We start from the raw sequence: 21,395 nt of genomic DNA on the forward strand, positions 1-21,395 counted from the left end.
TATCTTATTCTCAAAAATCCTTTCAATCTGTGCATCTGTGGCTAGTAAATTACTTTTTCGATGCTACTTGTTTAGCTAACCAATTCACCAATTCCTGTCCTGCTTCGTAGTTTTGATAGCTTGCTGGAATTCTTCTACCATCAACATATTCGTTATACAACCAAGGATCGCCAATTACAAAAACAGTTCCCTTGCCATACTTAGTCACCGACATCACATCATCGCCGTCCTTGTCTTTAAGCATAGATTTAGCAGCACCAGACAACTTCAAGCTACTATATTCCTTAATAAATAAATCTTTTGGTTTAAAAATTTGGTTACCTGCTGGCACTACTACCTTTGCTGTTTCAAAATTAGTGGCTACAGGCACAGTACCTTTACTATCACCCTTAAAATGAACGCCGAATACATTTGCTAGCTTATTGAAATTAGTTAGCTCTGCATTAGGGGCATCATTGCCCATCAAGACCAACACTCCGCCAGCTTTTACCCAAGTAGAAACCTGTTTTACATCTGTAGCAGATACAAATTTTGGATTGGGATTTTCCTTTTCAAAATCTGGATCTACAATAATATAAACAGAAGCATTTTTAAGGTTTGTAGCCGTTGGTGCCTGATATAAAGTATTCGTTTTAAACCCCGAATTACGGAACTGATCTCCCCAAAACGAAAAACCAGCATTCGGACGTTCATCCCATTTGTAGTGCCAAGATAAGTCGTTATTGCTTTGATCTTTCTTCACTTCGTTATTGAAATAAGAATCTAGCATCACTGTTTTTCCTTTACCAGGTTTCGGCATTGCTGCAATTTCCATCTCGTTTAATGCTAGCAAAAATGCACCCACACCTTTTGGATCGTTTGTGATTACTCGTTCACTGATGTAATATTCATAACTACCATCACGGTAAGGTTTACCGCCTAAACCAGATACAGCAACTGTACCTTTTAAACTAATTTTACCAGGCGCATCTTGCTGCACAAACTCCTTCTGCATACCTTTATAAGCTTTATCTGCTACTGCGAAATAAGAAGCAGGCAACCAGCCATTTCTAACTGCTTTTGCAATGGTATACACAAACATTGACGATGCCGAAGCTTCTAAATAATTCCCTTTGCCAGTGGGCTTATCTAAAACATCGTACCATAAACCTGTTTTTTGATCCTGTACTTTTTGTATTGCTACCGCAAAACGATTTAAGATATCGATGATTTCTTTTCTACGAGGATGGTTTTCCGGGAAATTCTCCAACACATCAACCATGGCCATGCCATACCAGCCCATTGCCCTACCCCAGAAATTTGGCGATTTACCTGTGGTTTTATCTGCCCAAGCTTCTGCTTTAGATTCGTCCCAACCGTGATATAACAATCCTGTTTTTGCATCTCTAGAGTTTTTCTCCATCCACACAAATTGATTGGCAATATCATCGAATGCTTTCTCATCCTTAATTAAAGCAGCATATTCTGCGTAAAATGGCTGTCCCATGTACAAACCATCTAGCCACATTTGCCAAGGATAAATTTTCTTATGCCAAAAGCCACCTTCTTTAGTACGTGGATGCTCCTTCAATTGGTCCCATAAAATGGTAGCCGCTTTGAAGTATTTTTTATTGCCAGTTACTTTGTACAAAGTCAATAGAGAGCGACCATTTTTAACATTATCGATATTGTAATCACTTTGTTTATAGCGTTGGATATCTCCATCTTTGGTTACAAAGAAATCCATACTTTTTTGCATGTACTTGAAATACTCGCCATCGCCAGTACGTTTCCACAAACCGTCTATTCCTTCCAAAATCACACCTTGGTCGTAAGCCCATTTTACACGTTTAGGATTAGCAGGATCTAGGTTCAAAGAATCTTTCCAGATTTCCATTACTGTAGCTGCCATTTGCTTCGACAACGGTTGCGTTTGCGCCGCTGCATTGAAAGACAAAATCGATGAAGAAACTGCTAAGACGCTATATTTAAAAATCTTGTTCATGTACTATTTATTGATTTGTAATGATTTTTCTTGTGCTCCAGCTAAAAACTCAGCTTGCTTTTGTGCTTTAGAAACGTCTAAACCAGAAGTTTTGATATTGCTATTTCTATCGCCAGTAATTTTGAATAATAAATCAGCGCTGTTATAAGTAATATTCTTCAGGTTCACGTTATTTCCATTTTGGATATTGATTAACGGATTGCCATGCTCAATGGTCAATTTCACATTGCTTAGGTTAATGTTTTTACCTTCTTGAATGTCAATTCCTTTTTTAGATTTAATGTTGATGTTGTTTAAATTGATATTAGCAATGCTCATTTCTGGCAAACCACGAACGAAAATCGCTTTTTCAGCACCATCACAAACTACATTATCAATAAAGAAATCTTTAAAAACAGGCGTTTCTTCTGTTACTGGCAACAGCTCAACTTTAGGCGCATCGCGTTGATCGCCCACCAAAGCAATTGGATCTACTGCGGCATAATACATATCAAACAAAATCGCCTCTCCAGGAACTTCCATCATGTTAATGTTTTTGATGTGTATATTTTCTACCACACCACCTCTACCTCTCGTAGTTTTAAAACGTAAACCAATATCAGTACCAATAAACGTACAGTCAGAAACGAAGATATTTTTAGCGCCACCGCTCATTTCGCTACCGATCACAAAACCACCATGTGCGTGGTAAACCGTACTGTTGCGAATAATTACATTTTCTGTTGGCATTGCACGTTTTCTACCCCAAGTATCACGACCGGATTTAATACAGATACCGTCGTCACCTACGTCGAAAGTACTGTTTTCCACCAATACGTTTTTGCAAGATTCTATATCCAAACCATCTCCATTTTGTGCATACCAAGGGTTTTTAGCATAAACATTTCTAATGGTTACATCTTCGCACATGAGTGGATGAATGTTCCAAGCCGCAGAATTTTGGAAAGTAACACCTTCTAACAAAACCTTCTTACAAGAAGTAAATACCAACAAATTCGGACGGAAGAAATCTTTAATACTATTGTAGTAATCTGCAGTTTTATCGGCAGTAATTTCTCCTGGATTACCTTTTATCTTCGAACCTTCCAATGCCCCTTGTGATGGATACCAAGTTTTTTTATCTTCTGTCAGTACACCTCCAGAAGCTACCAAATTTTTCCATTGGCTTTCGGTCAACTTACTTTTCTTTACCATTCTCCAAGCATCGCCACCACCATCTACAATTCCTGAACCGGTAACTGCAATATTAGTTTGGTTAACCGCCCATAATGGCGATTGGTTACGCATTTGAGGCAAACCTTCCCAGTTGCTTTTCACTAAAGGGTATTGACTAAAATCTCTCGTAAACTGCAAGATTGCATTAGCTTGTAAATGTAAATTCACATTGCTTTTTAGCTCAACCGGACCAGAAATCCACAAGCCTTTTGGCACCAAAACTACGCCACCACCTTTTTTATTACAAGCTACAATAGCATCGTTAATGCTTTTAGTTATTAAGGTTACGCCGTCGCTTTTAGCACCATAGTTTACAATATTGAAAGTATCCTTTTTAAAGGAAGTTTGGGCTACTACAGGTAAATTATCAAAAGAGTAAGCTTTCTTAGTGCTTTTCTGAGCCTGCGAAATCATTGGGGCAGCAATTGCAAGTGCAAAGATTGAAGCAACAATTTTCTTCATGTTCATGTGTGTATTATAAATGGTTTCTTTAAGTTGTGAGTTATTAGTTATGTGTTATGCGCTTTGTTGGATTTCTTAAAACCCACACCTCACAACCCTTAACTTGCAACACTATTCTATAACAAGTCTACATAGTTTAAGGCAGTAAACGAACTAAAAGACCGAAAATAACTATGCAATCGTTGCCATTTTGCGGGTTGTAAACAATAAGTTACAGGAGCAAGCAAATGAGGGAATTATTAAGCTTAGAATTACTTAACAGAATAAGAATATACGTACCTACCAACTTGTCCATCTGCACTAATCCCTTCTATTACTACCTTAACTTTACCTGAATAGTCAGAATTGTAGAAACTTAGTTTATTTACCTGGTCTTTTACGACAAGCATTGAAGGATTCCAATATAGCGCTTTTCGAAAATCATAATTTTGAGGTGCCTTAACATCGTAACTAGGAGAATAGTGTTCCTTTTTTATTTGATAACCAGTTATAGAGAAATTAAAAACACCTTTATTAGATTTCCTTGAAGGATCATCGTCACTATTAAAGCCTCTTTTTTGAGTAATGATGATTACTCCGCCTAAACCATTAATGCCATACATTGCAGCAGAAGTGCCTTTCAATATTTCGATACTCGCAACATCATTTGCATTAATGTTACTAATTTTAAAACTAGCTTGACTAACAGGCATTCCATCAAAAATAACTAGCATTGGCGGAGGACCTTTTAAGATCTTTCCAAATTCATCCTTTTCCGGAACGTCTCTAGAATAAATCATATCATCAGACAACTTAAGGCCCATAACATTATTAATTAAATAGGTTGTAAGGTCGTGTGTTGTTTCTAAATCCTTCGCTAATACAATAGCGTCTGCTTTACCCGAGCCGTTTAAATTTGCAGAACCTTCTACAGCATCAGCACGCCTTTTACCTTTTATGATTACCTGCTTTAGGGTTGTACCTAAAAACCTCTTATACAAATTATTGACATGTAGATTCTCAACAGATTTAACACTATCAACCAAATAGATTTCTCCGAATGTAGAAACTTTCTCTATATCAGCCTTATTTTCCATTCCATCTACCTTAATAATTAATCCTTTTATTTTTTGATCTACTGGAGCGATAACTATTTGATTTTTATCTATTAGATTCAATTTTTCAAAAGAAAACTTACCTACTGAATCTGTTTTAGAGAACAGAATATCTTTGAAATAACCTTGTTGATATAAAATGATATCTGCATGGGAATAAGGTTTTTTACTTGCTAATTGAATACTTCCACGAATATTATCGGTGATCATCATTTGTTCTTTAGCAGTAATCATTTTACTTGATAATTGCTCTTTCCAAGAAAACCTTCTCCAACCTTGAGTGAGCATCAAATTATCTAAATATCTTTCTTTAATCGTATCTGATTTAGAAAAGTAGGAATTTGGTTTCTCTATGTACCCCTTTAAATCTGAAATTAATAACAGATCGGCAGCTATCGACCGTTCTTCATCTTCATCAAATGGAAATTCTGTTTCATTATAAACAGAAACAGAAAGGCTTCCTATTTCAGACACGCCTGAAAAATCTTTTAAATTTACTTCCAGATTCACTTTTTCCCTCTTCTTATATTCTGGCATGATATTGCTTGTTATTTTAAGCATATCATTATGATTGCAGAAAATAAGACGCTCAGCAACAGGAATTCCATCTATATTAAAAAGAGTAAACTGAACAACCCCTGTATAAAAAACTGCCTTATCTATAGATAATTGATTTATAGAAGAAGCCAGATGTTTTTTTGAAGCATACCTCACTAAACCGTCTTGAGACGCTATCAGTACTACGTCATTTCTAATGGCACCTATGTCGGTTTTGATCTTTACAAAAATACTATCAGCTTTGTTTTCTACATTTATAACAAAACCATTTTGTTTAACAACAGGCAAATGTTCTTTAACATATCCACCATTATCAGATCTAACATTAGCAAAATATTTACGATCTGACTCTGGAACAAAACTAAATCTCCCCATCCCTAAATTCTCTGTATTTATTTTAGTGATCAATTTCCCTTTGTCATCAACTATTTCGCCAGCTATTTTGACACCCAGACCATCATCACCTACGGCTTTAAAACCTACTATAGATTTTATTCCATAAATCAAATCTCCACCTTCTGGGAAAAAACTAATATTGAAGTTTTTAACTATGCGCTGCTTGGAAACTCCTATGCTATCAGTAATATGTATAGTTTTTCTATAATAAAACTTACTACCGTAATTTTTCAATTGATCAGTATAGGCTCTTAACTGATAGTTTCCCGATTTCAGTGTATCGGATAAGCTTAAAAATCCGTCTGCTAAACCTACGCTCAGCTTCAATTTAGCTTGTTTGATCGTTTCTCCATCAGGACTGATCAAATCTACTAATACTGTATTAGACACGATAGAAGGCCTATTTAAATTTGTATTGACAACATACACTTTGAACCAAATAGTATCAGATTTAAGATAAAATGGCTGGTTGGTGTGAATATGTATCTTTTCAATAGGATACTGATCTACTACCTTTTTATAATCAGAAAGTTTTTTTAACAAATTTTGTTGCGCTAAAGCCGAAAAAGGCAGTAACGAAAAGAAGAATATAGTGATTAAAGAAAATACGCTGGTGCTAATTTTCATAAACTGAGCGGCTAATCGTTTTTCAAGGTAATCTTTATCATAAATATATTTATTTTATCTTAAAAAACGATCAACAAATAACTCTTTTACAAGGCCTACTTTTCTACCCTAAACCAATCGAAATCTGCATAACCACTATCATTAGTTTGTTGGTCTCTTACGGCGAATAGACCCAGTTTTGCACCAATCCATTTTCCAGGTGTGGCTTCAAAAACATCATCTATATTGGTGAAATTATTTCCATCCTTGCTGTAACTAAACTGGCATTTGGCACCTTTACCAACCTTCACTCTCAAGTATATTTCTTTACTATCTAACTTAAGCAATTGCTTTTCCGTTTCGGCTTTACCTTTGTCAGCACTTTTGCAAACCGAGTAAACCAAATAAAGTCCATCCTTTTTAGATTTAACAGCCAAGTAAGCATAACTTAAACCGTAAATAGTTAAACCTGCTCTCTCATTTTCCAGTTTTGGATTTGCCGTAAAGCTCAATTTTGTTGTTGCCATAAATTCTTCTGTCGGGAATTTCTGCATCAGGATATTGGGCACATCCCAAAGGTTTTTAGCGCTATCTGGAGTTTTAGCTGTATACAATCTCAAAGCACCCTTGCTCGGATTCAAAAACGACCATGTAGCTACTGGATTTGCTTGCCATTGCCATTGTAAACCTAAATTGCTACCGTTAAACTCATCACTTTCGGCTGGCGTAAAAATTGCACTTGGTTTGGCTACCGTAGGTTTTTTATAAGTAAGCACAGGCTCGCCAATGCCATCGCCATCTTTATCTACACCAATTACGGGCCAGTTATTTACCCATTTCATCGGTTGCAAATGAACTACCCTTCCGTACGCATCTTTATCTTGGAAATGCAGGAACCAATCTTCGCCACTCTGTGTATTTACCCAAGCACCCTGATGTGGCCCATTAATAGGTGTTTTGCCTTGGTCTAGCGCAACTTTACGTTCGTAAGGTCCGTAGATATTTTTTGAGCGCAAAATAGTTTGCCAACCTGTAGAAACGCCACCGCCCGGAGCAAAAATATAGTAATAACCGTTTCTTTTGTAAAGTTTTGGTCCTTCAATGGTTGGGTCTAATTCATGACCATCGTATACCAGCTTTCCTTCATCAATTACCTTATCACCTTTTGCATTCAGTTGCTTCATGGCTATCACACTTTTTATTCCAGCTCTGCTGCCTGCATAGGCAATTGCCAAGTAAACTTTCCCATCTTCATCCCAAAGCGGACAAGGATCAATTAAACCTTTGCCAGCGTCTACCAATACAGGATCTGTCCAAGGCCCGAGAATGTTTTTAGCTTTAGTTAAGTAAATGCCAAAATCTGGATCTGGGTAGTAAATGTAAAACTCGCCATTATGAAAACGAATAGATGGTGCCCAAACACCATTGCCATGTTGTGTTTTTGAGAAATGCTCAAAAGGAGGTTGTCTTTTCAGAGCATGGCCAATGAGTTTCCAATTTACCAAGTCCGTAGATTCTAAAATTGGCAGCCCCGGAACAGCATCAAAACTTGAAGCAATCATGTAAAACTTATCGCCAACACGAATGGCATCTGGGTCAGAATAATCTGCATCTAGCACTGGGTTTTTGTAAGTTCCATTCCCTAAATCGGACACCCAGGTTTTTGAAACAGTTTGTTGCTGGGCATTTACAGCATTCAACGAAAGAGCGGCTAATAACGTAAAGAGAGTTCTTTTCATCAGTTTATAATTTGGTTACTATTTAGGCTATTTCAAGCCTGTGTATTGCGTATTATGAGTTTTTATTTTTTCGCCTGTAGCTACAGTTATTTTACAGTTTTCAAAATCAATGTTTTTCACGTTGTATAGTTCTACGCCTTTCTTCGCATCAATTTTAACATTAATCATTTTTACATCTTCAATGGGCGATTCTGGTAATCCCCATAGTTTAATTGCATTTTCAGCATTGGTAATATTAACATTTTTTAATTGAATATTTCTATAAACAGGTGTATTTTGTGCAAACGGTTGCACTTCTTCTTCCAAAATATTTTTCGGTTCTTTCGGATAATACTCAGAGATGAAAATTGGCCATTTCACATTCTTGATTTCAATATCCTGATATACAATATTTTCAACCAGTCCGCCTCTACCTCTAGCCGTTTTTATGCGAATGGCAGATGTGGTACTATCGAACTTGCAATTGTTGACATTTAGGTTTTTTAATCCACCTGCGGTAAAACTACCGATAGACAAACCGTGTCCGTAGCCGAAATCGCAATTGCGGACGGTCATATTTTCTACTTCTGGCTCACCATTTTTCTGGTTTCTGTTCCCGAAATTAATAGCGATATTATCATCGCCTGTGGCTATTTTACATCTTTCTATTAAAGTGTTTTTCGCTGAGATATTAATACCATCCGTATTTCTTGATTTTTCTGGAGCAGTAATAGTAATATCATGAATATAAACTTCTTTACATCCTTTTAGAGAAATATGCGTATTCGGTGGATTTAAAGTCGTAATCCCTGCAATCTCTAAGCGTTCACAGTTTTCTATAAACAGTAATTGTGGCCTACGAAATGTAATTTCTTTCGCGGTAAACTTATCCCACCAAATTTGTCCCTGCCCATCTATAGTTCCGTCACCACTGATTTTAACATCAGCTGCTTTTTTAATGCTAATGAAGTTAAGATAACGCTCATTTACCACGGGATAATTTGGGACATCGTTGATTAGTTTAAGGACAGCGCCTTTTTCGAATATTAGATTGGTCTTGCTTTTAATCTCAATTGGTCCGCACAAGAATACGCCTTTGGGAATGGTTAATGTGCCACCAGTTTCGGCAACTTTGTTTAAAGCATTTTGTATAAAGGCAGTATTTATAGTTTGACCATCGCCTATCGCACCAAATGTGGTTACGGTATAACTTTGCACTGGAATTTTTGGGGATATTGGATTTTGTGCCTTTAGCAAAAATGCATTTAGCACAAACAACATCATAAGTAATCTCTTCATCGTTAGCAAAGTCAGGATTTTATAAATGGTTCATATTTGTTCAAGCGAACATTACAAACTTAACCTACACCTCAAAAAATCAGGTTTAAAAATTGATTAAAGAGGTTTAAAATCTGATTATCAATAGCGTTTATCATTTAAATCATTAAAAAGGCGAATGTTTCCATTCGCCTAAAATATGTCTATAGCTTAAATTATTTATACTGCGCTTCTGTAATTGTTTTCACCAAGCTATTGATGTAAACTTCAATATTATCGTAGCCAGAACTTAAATCGCGACCATTAGCGTTTGCTTTATTTGGGTCTAATTTGTTAGCAATTTCCCATTCATCGGGCATGCCGTCGCCATCTGTATCTTTTAGCACAGCGGTTTGATTTAATGTTGGCCAGCTACCTACATCAGTTTGCGAATCTATAATACCCAACTTGCCAGTTTTAGAACCTGCAAAAGTATTTGTACCGTTTTTTGTTTCGGTAACTACACGGGTATCTACCGCATCTCTCTTGAAACTTGCACCAGCATACAACAATACCATATCATAAGCTTGTTGCGCTGTGTGAATTGTAATAACTTGTGCAGTAAACGGATTTGCCATTTTCGAAGCGTTAAAATTCGTTGTGCTAAGACCTGAACCTGCATTTACACCACCATTCCAATTATCTGTAGTTACTGCTGTACTATTAGTTACAATGTTACCAGTAACATAAAATTTACCGTAACCAGGGGCGTACAGGGCAGCATTATCTGTTTCCATAGAAATTTGCATGATACGGCTTCTGTTTGTTGATGCTGGACCAGCTTTATAGTAATTATTTACGATGTTGTATTCGCCATTTTCGCCACCGTAACTACTATTACCACCCCAGTTGTAAATTACGTTGTTGCGGTAATCTACTTTGTCGATACCAAAAGGACTGTTACCCGTACCAGAACGAGAGCCGCCATCAAAACGTGGGTTACGGCTATTATGATGTGCCAACAAATTATGGTGAAAGGTAGCACTAGAACCTCCCCAAATAGCGCCATAACCGTGGTCGTCTTTACCATGGAAAGATTTATTCAAGCTTTCTGATAGGATACACCACTGCATGGTAAAGTTCTTATTGGCATAAAATGATGAGCATTCATCGATAGACCAACTCATAGAACAATGGTCAATCACAATATTTTCTTTGTACCTGCCCCATAATGCATCTTGTTCGTTTTGGGTTAAATCGCCCATACGGAAACGCATATACCTAATTACTACGTTATTTGCATTTACATTCATTTCGTAGTTTTGGATACAAATACCATCTCCAGGTGCCGTTTGACCTGCAATAGTTACATCGCCATTATTGATACGAAGTGGTGAGGCCAGTACAATATTTCCAGAAACCTCGAAAACAATGATGCGTTTTCCACTAGCTGAAATTGCTTCTCTCAAACTTCCTGCACCTGCATCATTTAAGTTAGTTACTTTAATTACTCTGCCTTCTCTACCCCCCGTCGCGTTTCTACCAAACCCTTCGGCACCAGGAAAAGCATAGGCCGTTTCTTGAACTTGTACAGGTTTATCTGTACCTGGACTGGTTCCTCCGCCTGTATCTTTAGTAGGTGTTGCTTCTTTTTTAGAGCAGCTTAATAAGATAAATGCACCCAAAAGGATGTATAGGTTGTTTCTTTTCATCTGTATAAATTTTGTTTTCAATGGTGATGAAGCTATAATGATTTTATTTATTCTATTTTGAGTTTGGGTAAAATCATGATGGTTTCATAATTTCAATCTATTTCGGTAACCATTTACTCCCACCCGAAAAGATATTTTCGAGCGTATATTTTTTAAGTTCTTTCTTAGTTAACTGATGCGACCAATCTATGCGTTGTTCTTTTACGAAACCAGGCCCAAAAGAGCCATACTCTGCATAATAGGTTTGCTTGTGGTTATCATTTTTGTTCCAAACACTCCAACCTTGTGGTAAAATATGTTCGCCCATTTCTGTATTAATGAAAACAGTTTTAGCAAATGGTCGCCACGGACGGCCAAGGAAAACCTTTTTAAATTCTGGCTCGGCAGTTAACTTACAATTGAAGAATACAAAGCCAAATGCCTGGTTTTCTGTGGTAGATGCTGCCGTGATGTAAGAATTCTTTTTACTGTGGATATGACAACGTTCGAAAACTACTGTAGCTGCACCGAAGATGAAATCAGTAGTTCCCTCTATATAGCAATCTACGTAATATTGTCTGCTCGTATCTGCAGAGGTAAATAACGAATCTTGATGGCTGATAATTCTGCAATTTTTAATCACAACCCTATCGGCTGACACATGTAGAGCAACAGCTTGACCAACTTGGCCTGAAGAGTTTTCGAAAGTTAAGTTTTCGGCTACGAAATCATTTCCTTGTACCAATACAGAATAAGAAGTGTAGGTGTTGATTTTTCCTTTTCCAGAATAATCGTCGTAAGTGATGATGGTGTTATTTTTATCTTCTCCAACTAACCTAATTCTGATTTTTTGTGCGGGAATAACTAATTTTTCTTTGTAAACACCTTTTTTGATATAGATATTCACTTGCACATCGCTGTAATCGCGAACGGCCATTACCGCTTCTTGGATGGTTTTGTATTGGCCGCTACCATCTTGCGCTACGGTAAGTTCTTTGGGGTAATCTTGTGCGTAAGAAAATCCGGCAGTTGATAATAAGAATAAAAATAGGATTAGCTTTTTCATTTTATTTTGAATCATTTAAGGCATATAAGTACAATAAGCACTTAGCTTTAGGTATCAGTAACCAGTTAACCAATTCGACAATTAACCTTAATTAGGTTTCCAACCGTTAAAAATTTTCTCCAGCGTGTAGTTTTCTTTTACTTCTTTTTCGGTTAATTGATGTGCCCATTTTACACGAGCTTTATCATTTGCGCCTACACCTTTGCTTTTGTACTCTGCATAGAAGGTTGTTTTTTCTGCATCTGGCTTATTCCAGTTATGCCATCCCTCTGGTTTAACTTGTTCACCTAAATCGCAACCAATAAACACTGTTTTAGCAAAAGGTCTCCAAGGTCTGCCTAAAAAGAATGAAGCTTCCGGTGCATCGCCATGAATTTTGCTGTTGATAAAAACGTAGCCGTATTTTGTGCTATCTGGCGTTGATGCAGCCGTATAGTAACCAGCGCTTTTACCAAAAATATCACACTCTTCGAATACCGCAGTAGAAGAACCGAAGATGAAATCTACTGTACCTTCGATATAGCATTTGTAATAATACTGGCGGCTACCGTAACCCCAAGTGTAAAGTGTATCTTGAAAGCCCAACATTCTGCAGTTAATGAAACGAGCTTTATCTCCAGCGACTAAAAGTGCAACCGCCTGCCCCACTGGACCAGCTGAATTTTGGAAAGTGATATTTTCTGCGGTAAATTGTGGTCCATACACATAAAAACTAGAGGAGCCTGATGTTCCTTTTTCTTCACCGAAAATGTTTTTCTTCTTCGAGTAATCATCATATGTTAGAATGGTTTTTTCTATACTTTCACCTATTAAAGTTACCATTTGCTTCGAAGCAGATAGATTTAGCTTTTCCTTGTAAGTTCCGTTTTTAATGAAGATAGTTGTAGTTACTTTTCTAAAATCTGGTACTGCATTTAATGCTTCTTGTACTGTTTTGAAATTTCCAGAACCATCTTGTGCGACTACGAAATCGTATTTAGCATCGAGATTTGAGTATCGAGTATAAAGACTAGATGCTTGAACTAAGAAACAATTCAACAATAAAACAGTAAAGCAATTCAACAATATCTTTTTCATCCTATAAACCTTTCATTGCGTTAAATACCAATTGAGCCACTGCTTCTGCACCTGCTTTTTGAAAATGTGTATTGTCTTTTTGTCCTTCTGGATAAGCCCTATACAAACCTTTTTCAAAATTCATAAAGTAGTTTTTAGTTACATATTCTTGACCTTTGGCTGTAAAAGAATCTATTGAAAGCTGCGTTAAGTCAATCAGTTTTACATTCAATTCTTTTGCTATTTCTTTTACTGCATTTGGATATTCTCCATGCACATTCGTTAGTTTTCCATCCTTCCAAGGATAGTTTCTATTTACTGGCGTTAGTAAAATTGGTATTGCACCTTTTTCTCTGGTTTGGCTAACGTAAAGACGCAAAAACTCTTTATAACCTTCGATATTTACGTAGCGTTCAGTTTTATCTACTGCAGCATCATTGTGTCCAAACTGTATCATCACGATATCGTCTTTTTTCAATCGGTTATATACTTCTCTCCATCTTCCTTCCTGAAAAAATGTACGAGTGCTTCTTCCTCCCTTTGCTCGGTCGTCAACAATTACACTGTCCGTTTTAATAAGATTCTTAACCTCTTTGATGCTACTTTTGTTAAAGAACGGCTGAAAAGCTTGCCCCCAGCCAATCAGTGGGTGTCGCTTCTCCATATAATCAGGTTCAAGTTGGTAGTTGGCTACCGTAGAATCTCCAATTAAGTAAATTGTAGTTACTTTCTTAATTGGTTTAAATGCACAAAATGCAACCACCATTAATAATGCTCCAATTTTTAGCTTTGCGTTCATATTATTTCTTCAGATATTTCACCAAACCGATTTTTGTTTCCTTGATACCTTCAACCACTAAAGTAGCCACTTCTTTAGCACCCTCTATGCTCAAATGCGTATTGTCTTTTACTCCCTTTGGATAGTTGACATGTCCGCTATCCAGATGATTAAACAATTTGATAGATGATTGTTCTCCAAGACCGACCAAAAGCTTTTCCGTTTTTTTGTGCATATCTATCAAGGGAACTTTCAATGAATCTGCCACCCTTCTTACCACAGCTGGATAACCTTTATGTGAATCTGTAAACACACCATCCTTAAAGCTTCTACGCATAATGGGTGTTAACAAAATTGGATTAGCTTTTTTCTCCCTAGTTTGATTTATGTACAGCACTAGGTTTGATTTATATTCTTCTAAGCTAGTTCCTACTTCTGGCTTATCTATTTTTTCGTCGTTATGTCCAAACTGGATAAAAACAAAATCGCCAGCCTTAAGATTTTTCAGTACGCCATCCCATCTTTTTTCATTGAGGAAAGATTTGGTACTTCTTCCATTAGCTGCTCTATTATCAACTATTAAATCATCATTAAAGAAACTAGCTATTTCCATTCCCCATCCCGTTTCTGGATATGCTTTTTCAGCTTTATTTGCAGCGGTTGAATCGCCAATGATGAACAAGGTTGTTTTATCTTTTCTTAGTGTAAAAGATAACAGAAGCAATAAAAGTGGAACAGATATAAGAAGTTTTTTTTTCATAATGAGTATAAAAAAAGAAAGGGCTTTTAAACCCTTTCTAAAATTTTAATATGATGAATTATTTAATCCATCTCAGATCTCCCACTTTGGTTGCTTTTAAAATCTCATTTCCAACAGTAAAATCGCCAGTTGCAATGTTTGTAAACGTTGGATTAAGCGTTGTATAATTACCCGCTACATCATTTCTAGCACCAGACGTAGTACTACTGTAGAAATTCGCAGCAGTAAAATAATTATTGGCACTTCTTTCTGATATGGTTAAAGTTGCAGCATTTTGAACTGAGAACATATTATCAGTATTTGAAACAATATTTTTATTGAAATATAAATTCATCGAAGTCAATCTAATATAAAAATAGCTACGAGCAGAAGCATTTAGAGCATTATAAAAAGTATTGTTTTCTACTCTAAAAATATTACCTGTTTGTGTTGGAAAGTTTGTTGTTGCATCTATCCTAACCAAGTATCTACTACCATCTTCAGTTATGTTGTAGATGGTATTATTTTTAATCGTAAAGGTCTTTGCAAAACCAGTTCTAAAATCGATAAAACCAGCACCAGTGCAGGCGATGTCTCTAATGATGTTATTTTCGATTGTAATTGATTCTACAAGCGCTTTCACATTTATGTACATCAATCCCTTACCATAACCATATATTTCACTTCCAGTAATGGTTAATGCTCCAAACAAATTATCTGATGCTTCAGTATATTCCACAAGCATATTACTTGTAGAAGAAGCGCCATTTAATACGATGTTACTTAATGTAAGAGATGCATTAGATGTAATTTTAAAGGCTGCCCCTGTAATCACAGGTTTATTAGATGGATCTGCCGAAGTAAGTGTGATGTTCTTATTTACTGCTACGGTACTATTTATTGCATAAGTACCACCATATAAAGCCAATCTCTGCGGACCTGATGCCGCTAAAGCTGCATTTAACTCGGTTAAATTAGTAATTTCTGTGTATCCAGAAAGGTTAAGCCCCGATTTAAACGTTACATTGCCTCTAACTTTAGTTCCATTTAACAATTTAACAGTGTATGTAGTTTCTGGTGTTAAACCTGTAACAATAGCACTTCCAGCTGCAATCTCAGTAGGTGTAAGTACACGTGTTATATCTCCTGGAGTAAGCACCAATTTGGTAGCAGCTGTTGCCGCTGGCCAAGTAACAGTTGCGCTGGTAGATCTTATCGTTGCCGCATCTACAGCATTTAACAATTGCTCAGGATCTGTAGCAAATTCAATTGTTTTCCATTTTGAATCACTTGTACTTTCGTTACCTACAGCTTTCAAACGAGCATAATATTTTGTATCTCCTTCTAATCCATTTACGGTGTATTGGACTAAACTTCTAGAAATATCAGCTATTCTACGTGCTGGAGTACCTGAAAAATCTGCAGTTTCGTATAATTCTATGGTATAAGATTTTGCATTAGCAGACTTATCCCAACTAAACAAGGCATTAACTTTACTTAGCACAGTAACTTTAAGTCCGCTTGCAGAAAATGTTCTTGCAAACGTGGGTTGAACTTCTTCGAGTTCATTTTCTTTACAACTGCTAGCAAACAGTACAACTGCTAATGCTAGCGTGAATATATTTTTAAAATTTCTTTTCATCTGTTTTTGCTTTTATTTTTAATTGTCAGATGTTCCTAACCTTATTAAAATTATCATTTACTTGTTGTTTAATAATAATTTTAATAAGGACGGTTCATTTTAAATCAGATTAAAGTCCTAAATAGCTGTTGTTTAATTTACCATCAGAAGCCTCTAAAAACACTTGCCAAATAGGCCAGTGAGGTTGCTTACTAGGTTGTTTCACGTAAAGTGAATTCCAAGTTTCTACAGATGTACCAGAAACAGTAGTCGAAAGTTTCCAATCTACCCCAGTATATCCAGTTTTAGCAGCACCAATCACGTCAGTATCACCTTTGTCAAGTCCGTAGATATCAAGCGTTTCGTTATCAGCATTTAATTTCCAATAAACCTTTGTAGGCCATTGTGCATAATTATTTACTCTGTTATGCAAATCTTGCAAATTTGTTCTATTAGTTGCTAATGCCGCGTCTAATTTATTCCAACGAATTAAGTCTTGCTTTCTAATCATTTCGCCAACAAACTCTAATGCTCTTTGCTTTGCAATTACATTATCTAAGAACTGTTGTTTGTCTGCAAAAGAAGCAGCATAAGTCATATAAGCTGCAGCATTTGCAGTATTACTTCCGTAAGCTCTGTCAACAATTTTCTTCACTTGGGGTAGTGCAGCAGCCGGACCATCAATTTCATTGATTGCTTCTGCAGCCATTAAAATTACATCGGCAAAACGCATTACCATCCAATTAACTCCATCATCATTATCTGAAGTAACTCTACGTGCCATCCATTCATAACGGTATTTGCCTAAATACATCGTACTTAAAGTTGATATTGCTTGTTTAGCTGTAGTTGGTGAAGCTGGCCCCCATCCGTAAGGTGTAACGCTTACATTTCTACGTGTATCTTCTTTATCATATTCATACCATACAGTAGGATTCACTAGAACGTTTCCTCCTCTAGCTTGTCCTGTGTATTTATCTTTATCTGCGTGTCTTACACCTAAATCAAAAATTACCCTGCCTCTTCCTTCAGCAAAAGGAAGTTCCCACATAGATTCTTGTCCAGCGGTTAAAACCTCTTTACAAAGATTTTGAAATACCGTTTGAAAACTCGGCATCAAAGTACCACGGTTTTCGTTAATTAACTGTAAACATTCATCCTTTACAATTTGGTACATTTTATTTCTTGCCAAATCAGGATCAGTACTTAAACGAGTTGTGCCATCTAAGTGCATGTTATAACCACCAGCCATTAAAGCAATACGAGCTCTTAATCCCTTAGCGAATGCTTTGTTAATATTTTCTACAGTTCTTGTTCTATTGGTAGCATTTGGCCATGCTAAATATTTTTCCGCTTCAGCTAAATCGCCAATAATCTGTTTGTAAACCACATCCATATCAGACCTAGGCAAATTCAAAGTTTCATTGCTTACCGGCTCAAATCTAGCTGGTACGTTTCCAAAACCTTTAATTAAGTCCATATACATAAATGCCCTTAATGTTAGCACCTCACCATAAAGTTGAGCCAATTGCGCATTATTCTCAATATCACCATGAGTTTTGAAGCCTTTAATAGCCAAGTTTGCACGCTCTATACCCGAGTACAACATTGCGTATACATTGGTACTTGCATTCATTTGAGTATTGTTCACGTTCGTATTGTAATTACCCATACGAGACTTCTCTGCAGTAAAAGAAGTAGCACCTGAAAGCATTTCGGTATCGGTGTTAGAACCATACAAAGCAATATACCTACCTCTATATGAATTGGTTTCTGCAAAAGTTTGCAAAATACCTGTGATTACACCCTCTGCCAGACGAACCGTAGAATATAATTCTTTATCCTCTATTGAAGATTTCAATGGTGCATCTAATGCATTTTTACAGCTGTTTAGCATTACTAAAGCAGCCAAAAACAAACCTATATAATTAATTTTTTTCATTACGTTTCGCATTAAAAGTTAACATTTAAACCGAATATTACCGATCTACTTCTTGGATATGCAGAATAATCAACGCCTGGTGTTAAGCCAGTGCTTCTTCTAGTTGATACTTCTGGATCGTAACCCGAATAGTTAGTTAAAACAAATACGTTATTAACAGATGAGTAAAATCTTACTTTTTTCAAGCGGATTTTATTAGTGATGCTTGATGGGAGTGTATAACCTAAAGTTACTGTAGAAAGTCTTAAGAAAGAACCGTCTTCTATTGCCCAATCAGAGATTACGTAATTAGTATAAGGAGACCACAAAGTAGTATTGGCATTTAATGCAGTTAATTCTGCCATATCATTACTAATTGTACCGTCGGCACGTAGATTAGTCCATCTACTTCCAGAAGCCATATCGCTAGTTAGATTTCTATAGCTGGTATTTCCTGTAGAAGTATATTCGATTTTGTTAGCATTGTAAACATCATTACCGTAGCTCCAGTTGAAATAAGTTGCAAAATCAAAATCGAATAAACGACCAGTTAAAGCAAAACCACCTGTATGTTTTGGTAATGCATTACCAATAATTTCTCTATCACTAGTATTTACTACGCCATCTCCATTAAGATCAACCAATTTGTGCTGACCTGGTCTGATGTTACCAACCACAGCACTAGAGCTAGGCACTCCTGTTTTTAAGGTCCAAGTAGAACCATTTACGCCAGAAAAATCAGATACTTCATATCTACCTGCATTTCTATAACCGTAAATTTGACCTAGAGACATTCCTGGTAAAACTTTATAATCTTCTCCAATTGCGGTAGATGCCCAACCAGAAGTACCGTTGATGTTTTGTATTGCACCTAGTGATACTACTTTGTTTCTATTAAACGAGATATTAGCATTAATTCCTAAATCAAAGTTTTTCTTTTGTATTGCTCTATAGTTAACTCCAAATTCTAACCCTTTATTTTGTGTTTCGCCAATGTTTCTATATTGAGAATCATAGCCTACACCAGTAATTGGATAAAGAATTAATAAATCTTTGGTGTTATTCAAATAAACGTCTGCTGTAGCGGTAACCTTAGAGTTAAATAAGGCGAAATCTAATCCAATATTACGAGATACTGTAGTTTCCCATTTCAAATCTGGATTGAACATAATTTTGCCTAAAGACCAGAAGTTACTTGCACCATTGATCCAAGAGGTAGTAGAGTTTGAATAAGCTTGTAAAATTTGTCCTGTAGGGATGTTATTGTTACCAGAAGCACCATAACTTGCTCTCAATTTCAAATCAGATAACCAAGACTTGGTACCAGACATAAAATCTTCTTGAATGATTCTCCAAGCCCCTGATACAGAAGGAAAATATCCCCATTGGTTACCCGGTGCGAACTTCGAAGACCCATCTGCCCTAAAAGCAACACTTAACAAGTATTTACCTTTATAATCATAGTTTGCTCTACCGAAAAATGAAAGTAGCTTATCATCTTGAGCAAAGGCATTATCAACTGAAAATGGAGTTCCCAACGTAGTGAAGTGGCGAGTATCATCAAAACTAAAATTTGATGGGAAACCATGAACCACGTTAGTTAAAGTAGAGTTTTCAACTTTTAAATACTCTTGACCCAATAATGCTGTAAGGTTGTGGTTACTAGGTAAAATCTTCTTAAAATTATAGTTTAACGTATTTGTGCTTCTCAAAGAAACTCGATTAGAATTTGCAATAGTTAAAGCAGGCATTCCTTGATTCAATACACTTGGTACATTTCTAACATAATAGGTAGTAAGCCCATAAAAACGATCGTTTGTATTGTTCCCTACTTCGTAACCAATATCAGATCTAAATTTTAAATCATCCATGATGTCATAAGTTAACGCACCTGTAAAAGTATATAGCTTACGAGTAATCAATTGATCGTTATCTGTAATAGCAGTTGTTGGAGTATATAAGTTAAAGTCGTCTTCTATGTTATCTCCAGTAGTTAATCCGGGTACTGAAAAAGGAGGATACAAAACCGCATACTTTAAACGAGAATCAGCAGAAGAAACTTCTTTGGTTTCGTTAGCCCCACCACCGTTAATTTTGGTATCAGAATAACGTAAACCTAAATCAAGTGATAAGCTCTTATAAATTTTGTGATTTAATTTAAAGTTAATGTTTTGACGTTGAAAGCCAGATGACATCATAATAGCTCTATCTTTTGCAAAGTTGTGGCTCAAACTATATTTAGTTTTATCGCTCCCGCCCATAATGCTCAAGTTGCTATTGATTGTGTTACCTCTACGACCAAACACAATATCTTGCCAATCATTCGAAGCAATATTGTTGTATAGATCCATATCTTCAAAAGCACCAAAATAATCGGTATAACCTGGCAAAGAAGTAGCTGTAGCAGATGCAATTAGTTTTTCGTGCTCATATTGCCACAAAACATAATCTGCTGGAGATAATACATCTAAAGTATTGGCAATTTTTCTGAAACCACCAAATAAGTTATAAGAGATGCTTGTTTTACTGTCTCTAGAGCTTTTGGTCGTTACCAATATTACGCCATTTGCACCTCTAGAACCGTAAATAGCAGTAGACGAAGCATCTTTTAAGATATCGATGCTTTCAATATCCTGCGGAGCGATGTCAGAGATAGTGTTTACAGGAAATCCATCAACAATATATAATGGCTCATTACTTTGTGTAATAGAAGAGCCGCCCCTTACTCTAACGTTAATTTCGGCATCTGGAGAACCTTCTGTTGTAGCAATGTTTACCCCCGCAACCCGACCTTGAATAGCTTCTAAGGCAGATGACACGGGAGCGGCTGCTATAGTAGCAGCACCTACAGAAGAAACTGCACCTGTGATTGCTTCACGTTTAACAGTTCCGTAACCGATGTTTACAATTTTAACTTCGTTAAGTGTAGTTGCACTTTCTTCTAAAGCAGCGTTTACTTGGCTTTTAGTACCCACCGTTTCCTCTAAATTATTGAAGCCAATAGAGTTGAATACTAAAATTACACTTCCAGTAGATGGAACCGAAATTTTGTAGATACCATTAGCATCCGTAGATACGGCATTTTTTGTTCCTTTAATTGTTACGGCAACACCAGGAATTGGAGATCCGGTAGCCTTTTCGGTTACCTTTCCTGTTACTGACCTCGTTTGCGCTTGAACCAGCTGAATGCCAATAGCCAATACACAAAAAAACAGCAAGATTTTTTTCATACA

Annotated in this window: 13 protein-coding genes; all 13 read right to left on the minus strand. The window is 36.5% G+C overall.

Features of this window, described 5'->3' with window-relative positions; genetic code table 11:
• Nucleotides 1-49: 49 nt before the first annotated feature.
• Nucleotides 50-1,984 (minus strand): glycoside hydrolase family 88/105 protein, encoded by a 1,935-nt coding sequence (locus tag CRO54_RS07645; RefSeq protein ID WP_097130609.1) that lies wholly within the window; start codon nucleotides 1,982-1,984, stop codon nucleotides 50-52.
• 3 nt (nucleotides 1,985-1,987) lie between these two features.
• The gene (locus tag CRO54_RS07650; RefSeq protein WP_097130612.1) at nucleotides 1,988-3,661 is read right to left on the minus strand and encodes a glycoside hydrolase family 28 protein; all 1,674 of its coding nucleotides are present in this window, start codon (nucleotides 3,659-3,661) and stop codon (nucleotides 1,988-1,990) included.
• Between the two features lie 251 nt (nucleotides 3,662-3,912).
• Entirely contained in the window at nucleotides 3,913-6,336 is a 2,424-nt protein-coding gene (locus tag CRO54_RS07655; protein ID WP_097130615.1) for a TonB-dependent receptor, read from the minus strand.
• A 95-nt stretch (nucleotides 6,337-6,431) separates the two neighbouring features.
• Nucleotides 6,432-8,054, minus strand: coding sequence for a glycoside hydrolase family 43 protein (locus tag CRO54_RS07660; RefSeq protein ID WP_097130618.1), 1,623 nt, complete (start codon nucleotides 8,052-8,054; stop codon nucleotides 6,432-6,434).
• Between the two features lie 27 nt (nucleotides 8,055-8,081).
• Nucleotides 8,082-9,332: a glycoside hydrolase family 28 protein gene (locus tag CRO54_RS07665; protein WP_097130620.1), complete on the minus strand. Its 1,251-nt coding sequence runs from the start codon at nucleotides 9,330-9,332 to the stop codon at nucleotides 8,082-8,084.
• Nucleotides 9,333-9,526: 194 nt separating this feature from the next.
• Nucleotides 9,527-11,002 (minus strand): pectate lyase, encoded by a 1,476-nt coding sequence (locus CRO54_RS07670; protein ID WP_097130622.1) that lies wholly within the window; start codon nucleotides 11,000-11,002, stop codon nucleotides 9,527-9,529.
• A gap of 97 nt (nucleotides 11,003-11,099) precedes the next feature.
• Nucleotides 11,100-12,047, minus strand: a complete 948-nt coding sequence (locus CRO54_RS07675) for a pectinesterase family protein (RefSeq protein ID WP_097132305.1) — start codon at nucleotides 12,045-12,047, stop codon at nucleotides 11,100-11,102.
• An 87-nt stretch (nucleotides 12,048-12,134) separates the two neighbouring features.
• Nucleotides 12,135-13,124, minus strand: a complete 990-nt coding sequence (locus tag CRO54_RS07680) for a pectinesterase family protein (protein WP_097130625.1) — start codon at nucleotides 13,122-13,124, stop codon at nucleotides 12,135-12,137.
• 1 nt (nucleotide 13,125) lies between these two features.
• Nucleotides 13,126-13,902: a rhamnogalacturonan acetylesterase gene (locus CRO54_RS07685; protein ID WP_097130627.1), complete on the minus strand. Its 777-nt coding sequence runs from the start codon at nucleotides 13,900-13,902 to the stop codon at nucleotides 13,126-13,128.
• A 1-nt stretch (nucleotide 13,903) separates the two neighbouring features.
• Nucleotides 13,904-14,641: a rhamnogalacturonan acetylesterase gene (locus CRO54_RS07690; RefSeq protein WP_097130629.1), complete on the minus strand. Its 738-nt coding sequence runs from the start codon at nucleotides 14,639-14,641 to the stop codon at nucleotides 13,904-13,906.
• A 58-nt stretch (nucleotides 14,642-14,699) separates the two neighbouring features.
• Nucleotides 14,700-16,262: a DUF4957 domain-containing protein gene (locus CRO54_RS07695; RefSeq protein ID WP_097130631.1), complete on the minus strand. Its 1,563-nt coding sequence runs from the start codon at nucleotides 16,260-16,262 to the stop codon at nucleotides 14,700-14,702.
• Between the two features lie 109 nt (nucleotides 16,263-16,371).
• Nucleotides 16,372-18,183 carry a RagB/SusD family nutrient uptake outer membrane protein gene (locus tag CRO54_RS07700; RefSeq protein WP_097132306.1) on the minus strand — a complete coding sequence of 604 codons (1,812 nt, stop codon included), beginning with the start codon at nucleotides 18,181-18,183 and terminating at the stop codon, nucleotides 16,372-16,374.
• Between the two features lie 11 nt (nucleotides 18,184-18,194).
• Nucleotides 18,195-21,392: a SusC/RagA family TonB-linked outer membrane protein gene (locus CRO54_RS07705; protein ID WP_097130633.1), complete on the minus strand. Its 3,198-nt coding sequence runs from the start codon at nucleotides 21,390-21,392 to the stop codon at nucleotides 18,195-18,197.
• Between the last annotated feature and the right edge of the window lie 3 nt (nucleotides 21,393-21,395).

The organism is Pedobacter xixiisoli, assembly GCF_900215335.1.
Taxonomy (GTDB): Bacteria; Bacteroidota; Bacteroidia; order Sphingobacteriales; family Sphingobacteriaceae; genus Pedobacter; species Pedobacter xixiisoli.

Coding starts and splice junctions, on each gene's coding strand:
- CRO54_RS07660 (WP_097130618.1), bottom strand. CDS start 8,054: ATGAAAAGAACTCTCTTTACGTTATTAGCCGCTCTTTCGTTGAATGCT.
- CRO54_RS07665 (WP_097130620.1), bottom strand. CDS start 9,332: ATGAAGAGATTACTTATGATGTTGTTTGTGCTAAATGCATTTTTGCTA.
- CRO54_RS07690 (WP_097130629.1), bottom strand. CDS start 14,641: ATGAAAAAAAAACTTCTTATATCTGTTCCACTTTTATTGCTTCTGTTA.
- CRO54_RS07695 (WP_097130631.1), bottom strand. CDS start 16,262: ATGAAAAGAAATTTTAAAAATATATTCACGCTAGCATTAGCAGTTGTA.
- CRO54_RS07705 (WP_097130633.1), bottom strand. CDS start 21,392: ATGAAAAAAATCTTGCTGTTTTTTTGTGTATTGGCTATTGGCATTCAG.
- CRO54_RS07675 (WP_097132305.1), bottom strand. CDS start 12,047: ATGAAAAAGCTAATCCTATTTTTATTCTTATTATCAACTGCCGGATTT.
- CRO54_RS07680 (WP_097130625.1), bottom strand. CDS start 13,124: ATGAAAAAGATATTGTTGAATTGCTTTACTGTTTTATTGTTGAATTGT.
- CRO54_RS07655 (WP_097130615.1), bottom strand. CDS start 6,336: ATGAAAATTAGCACCAGCGTATTTTCTTTAATCACTATATTCTTCTTT.
- CRO54_RS07650 (WP_097130612.1), bottom strand. CDS start 3,661: ATGAAGAAAATTGTTGCTTCAATCTTTGCACTTGCAATTGCTGCCCCA.
- CRO54_RS07670 (WP_097130622.1), bottom strand. CDS start 11,002: ATGAAAAGAAACAACCTATACATCCTTTTGGGTGCATTTATCTTATTA.
- CRO54_RS07700 (WP_097132306.1), bottom strand. CDS start 18,183: ATGAAAAAAATTAATTATATAGGTTTGTTTTTGGCTGCTTTAGTAATG.
- CRO54_RS07645 (WP_097130609.1), bottom strand. CDS start 1,984: ATGAACAAGATTTTTAAATATAGCGTCTTAGCAGTTTCTTCATCGATT.
- CRO54_RS07685 (WP_097130627.1), bottom strand. CDS start 13,902: ATGAACGCAAAGCTAAAAATTGGAGCATTATTAATGGTGGTTGCATTT.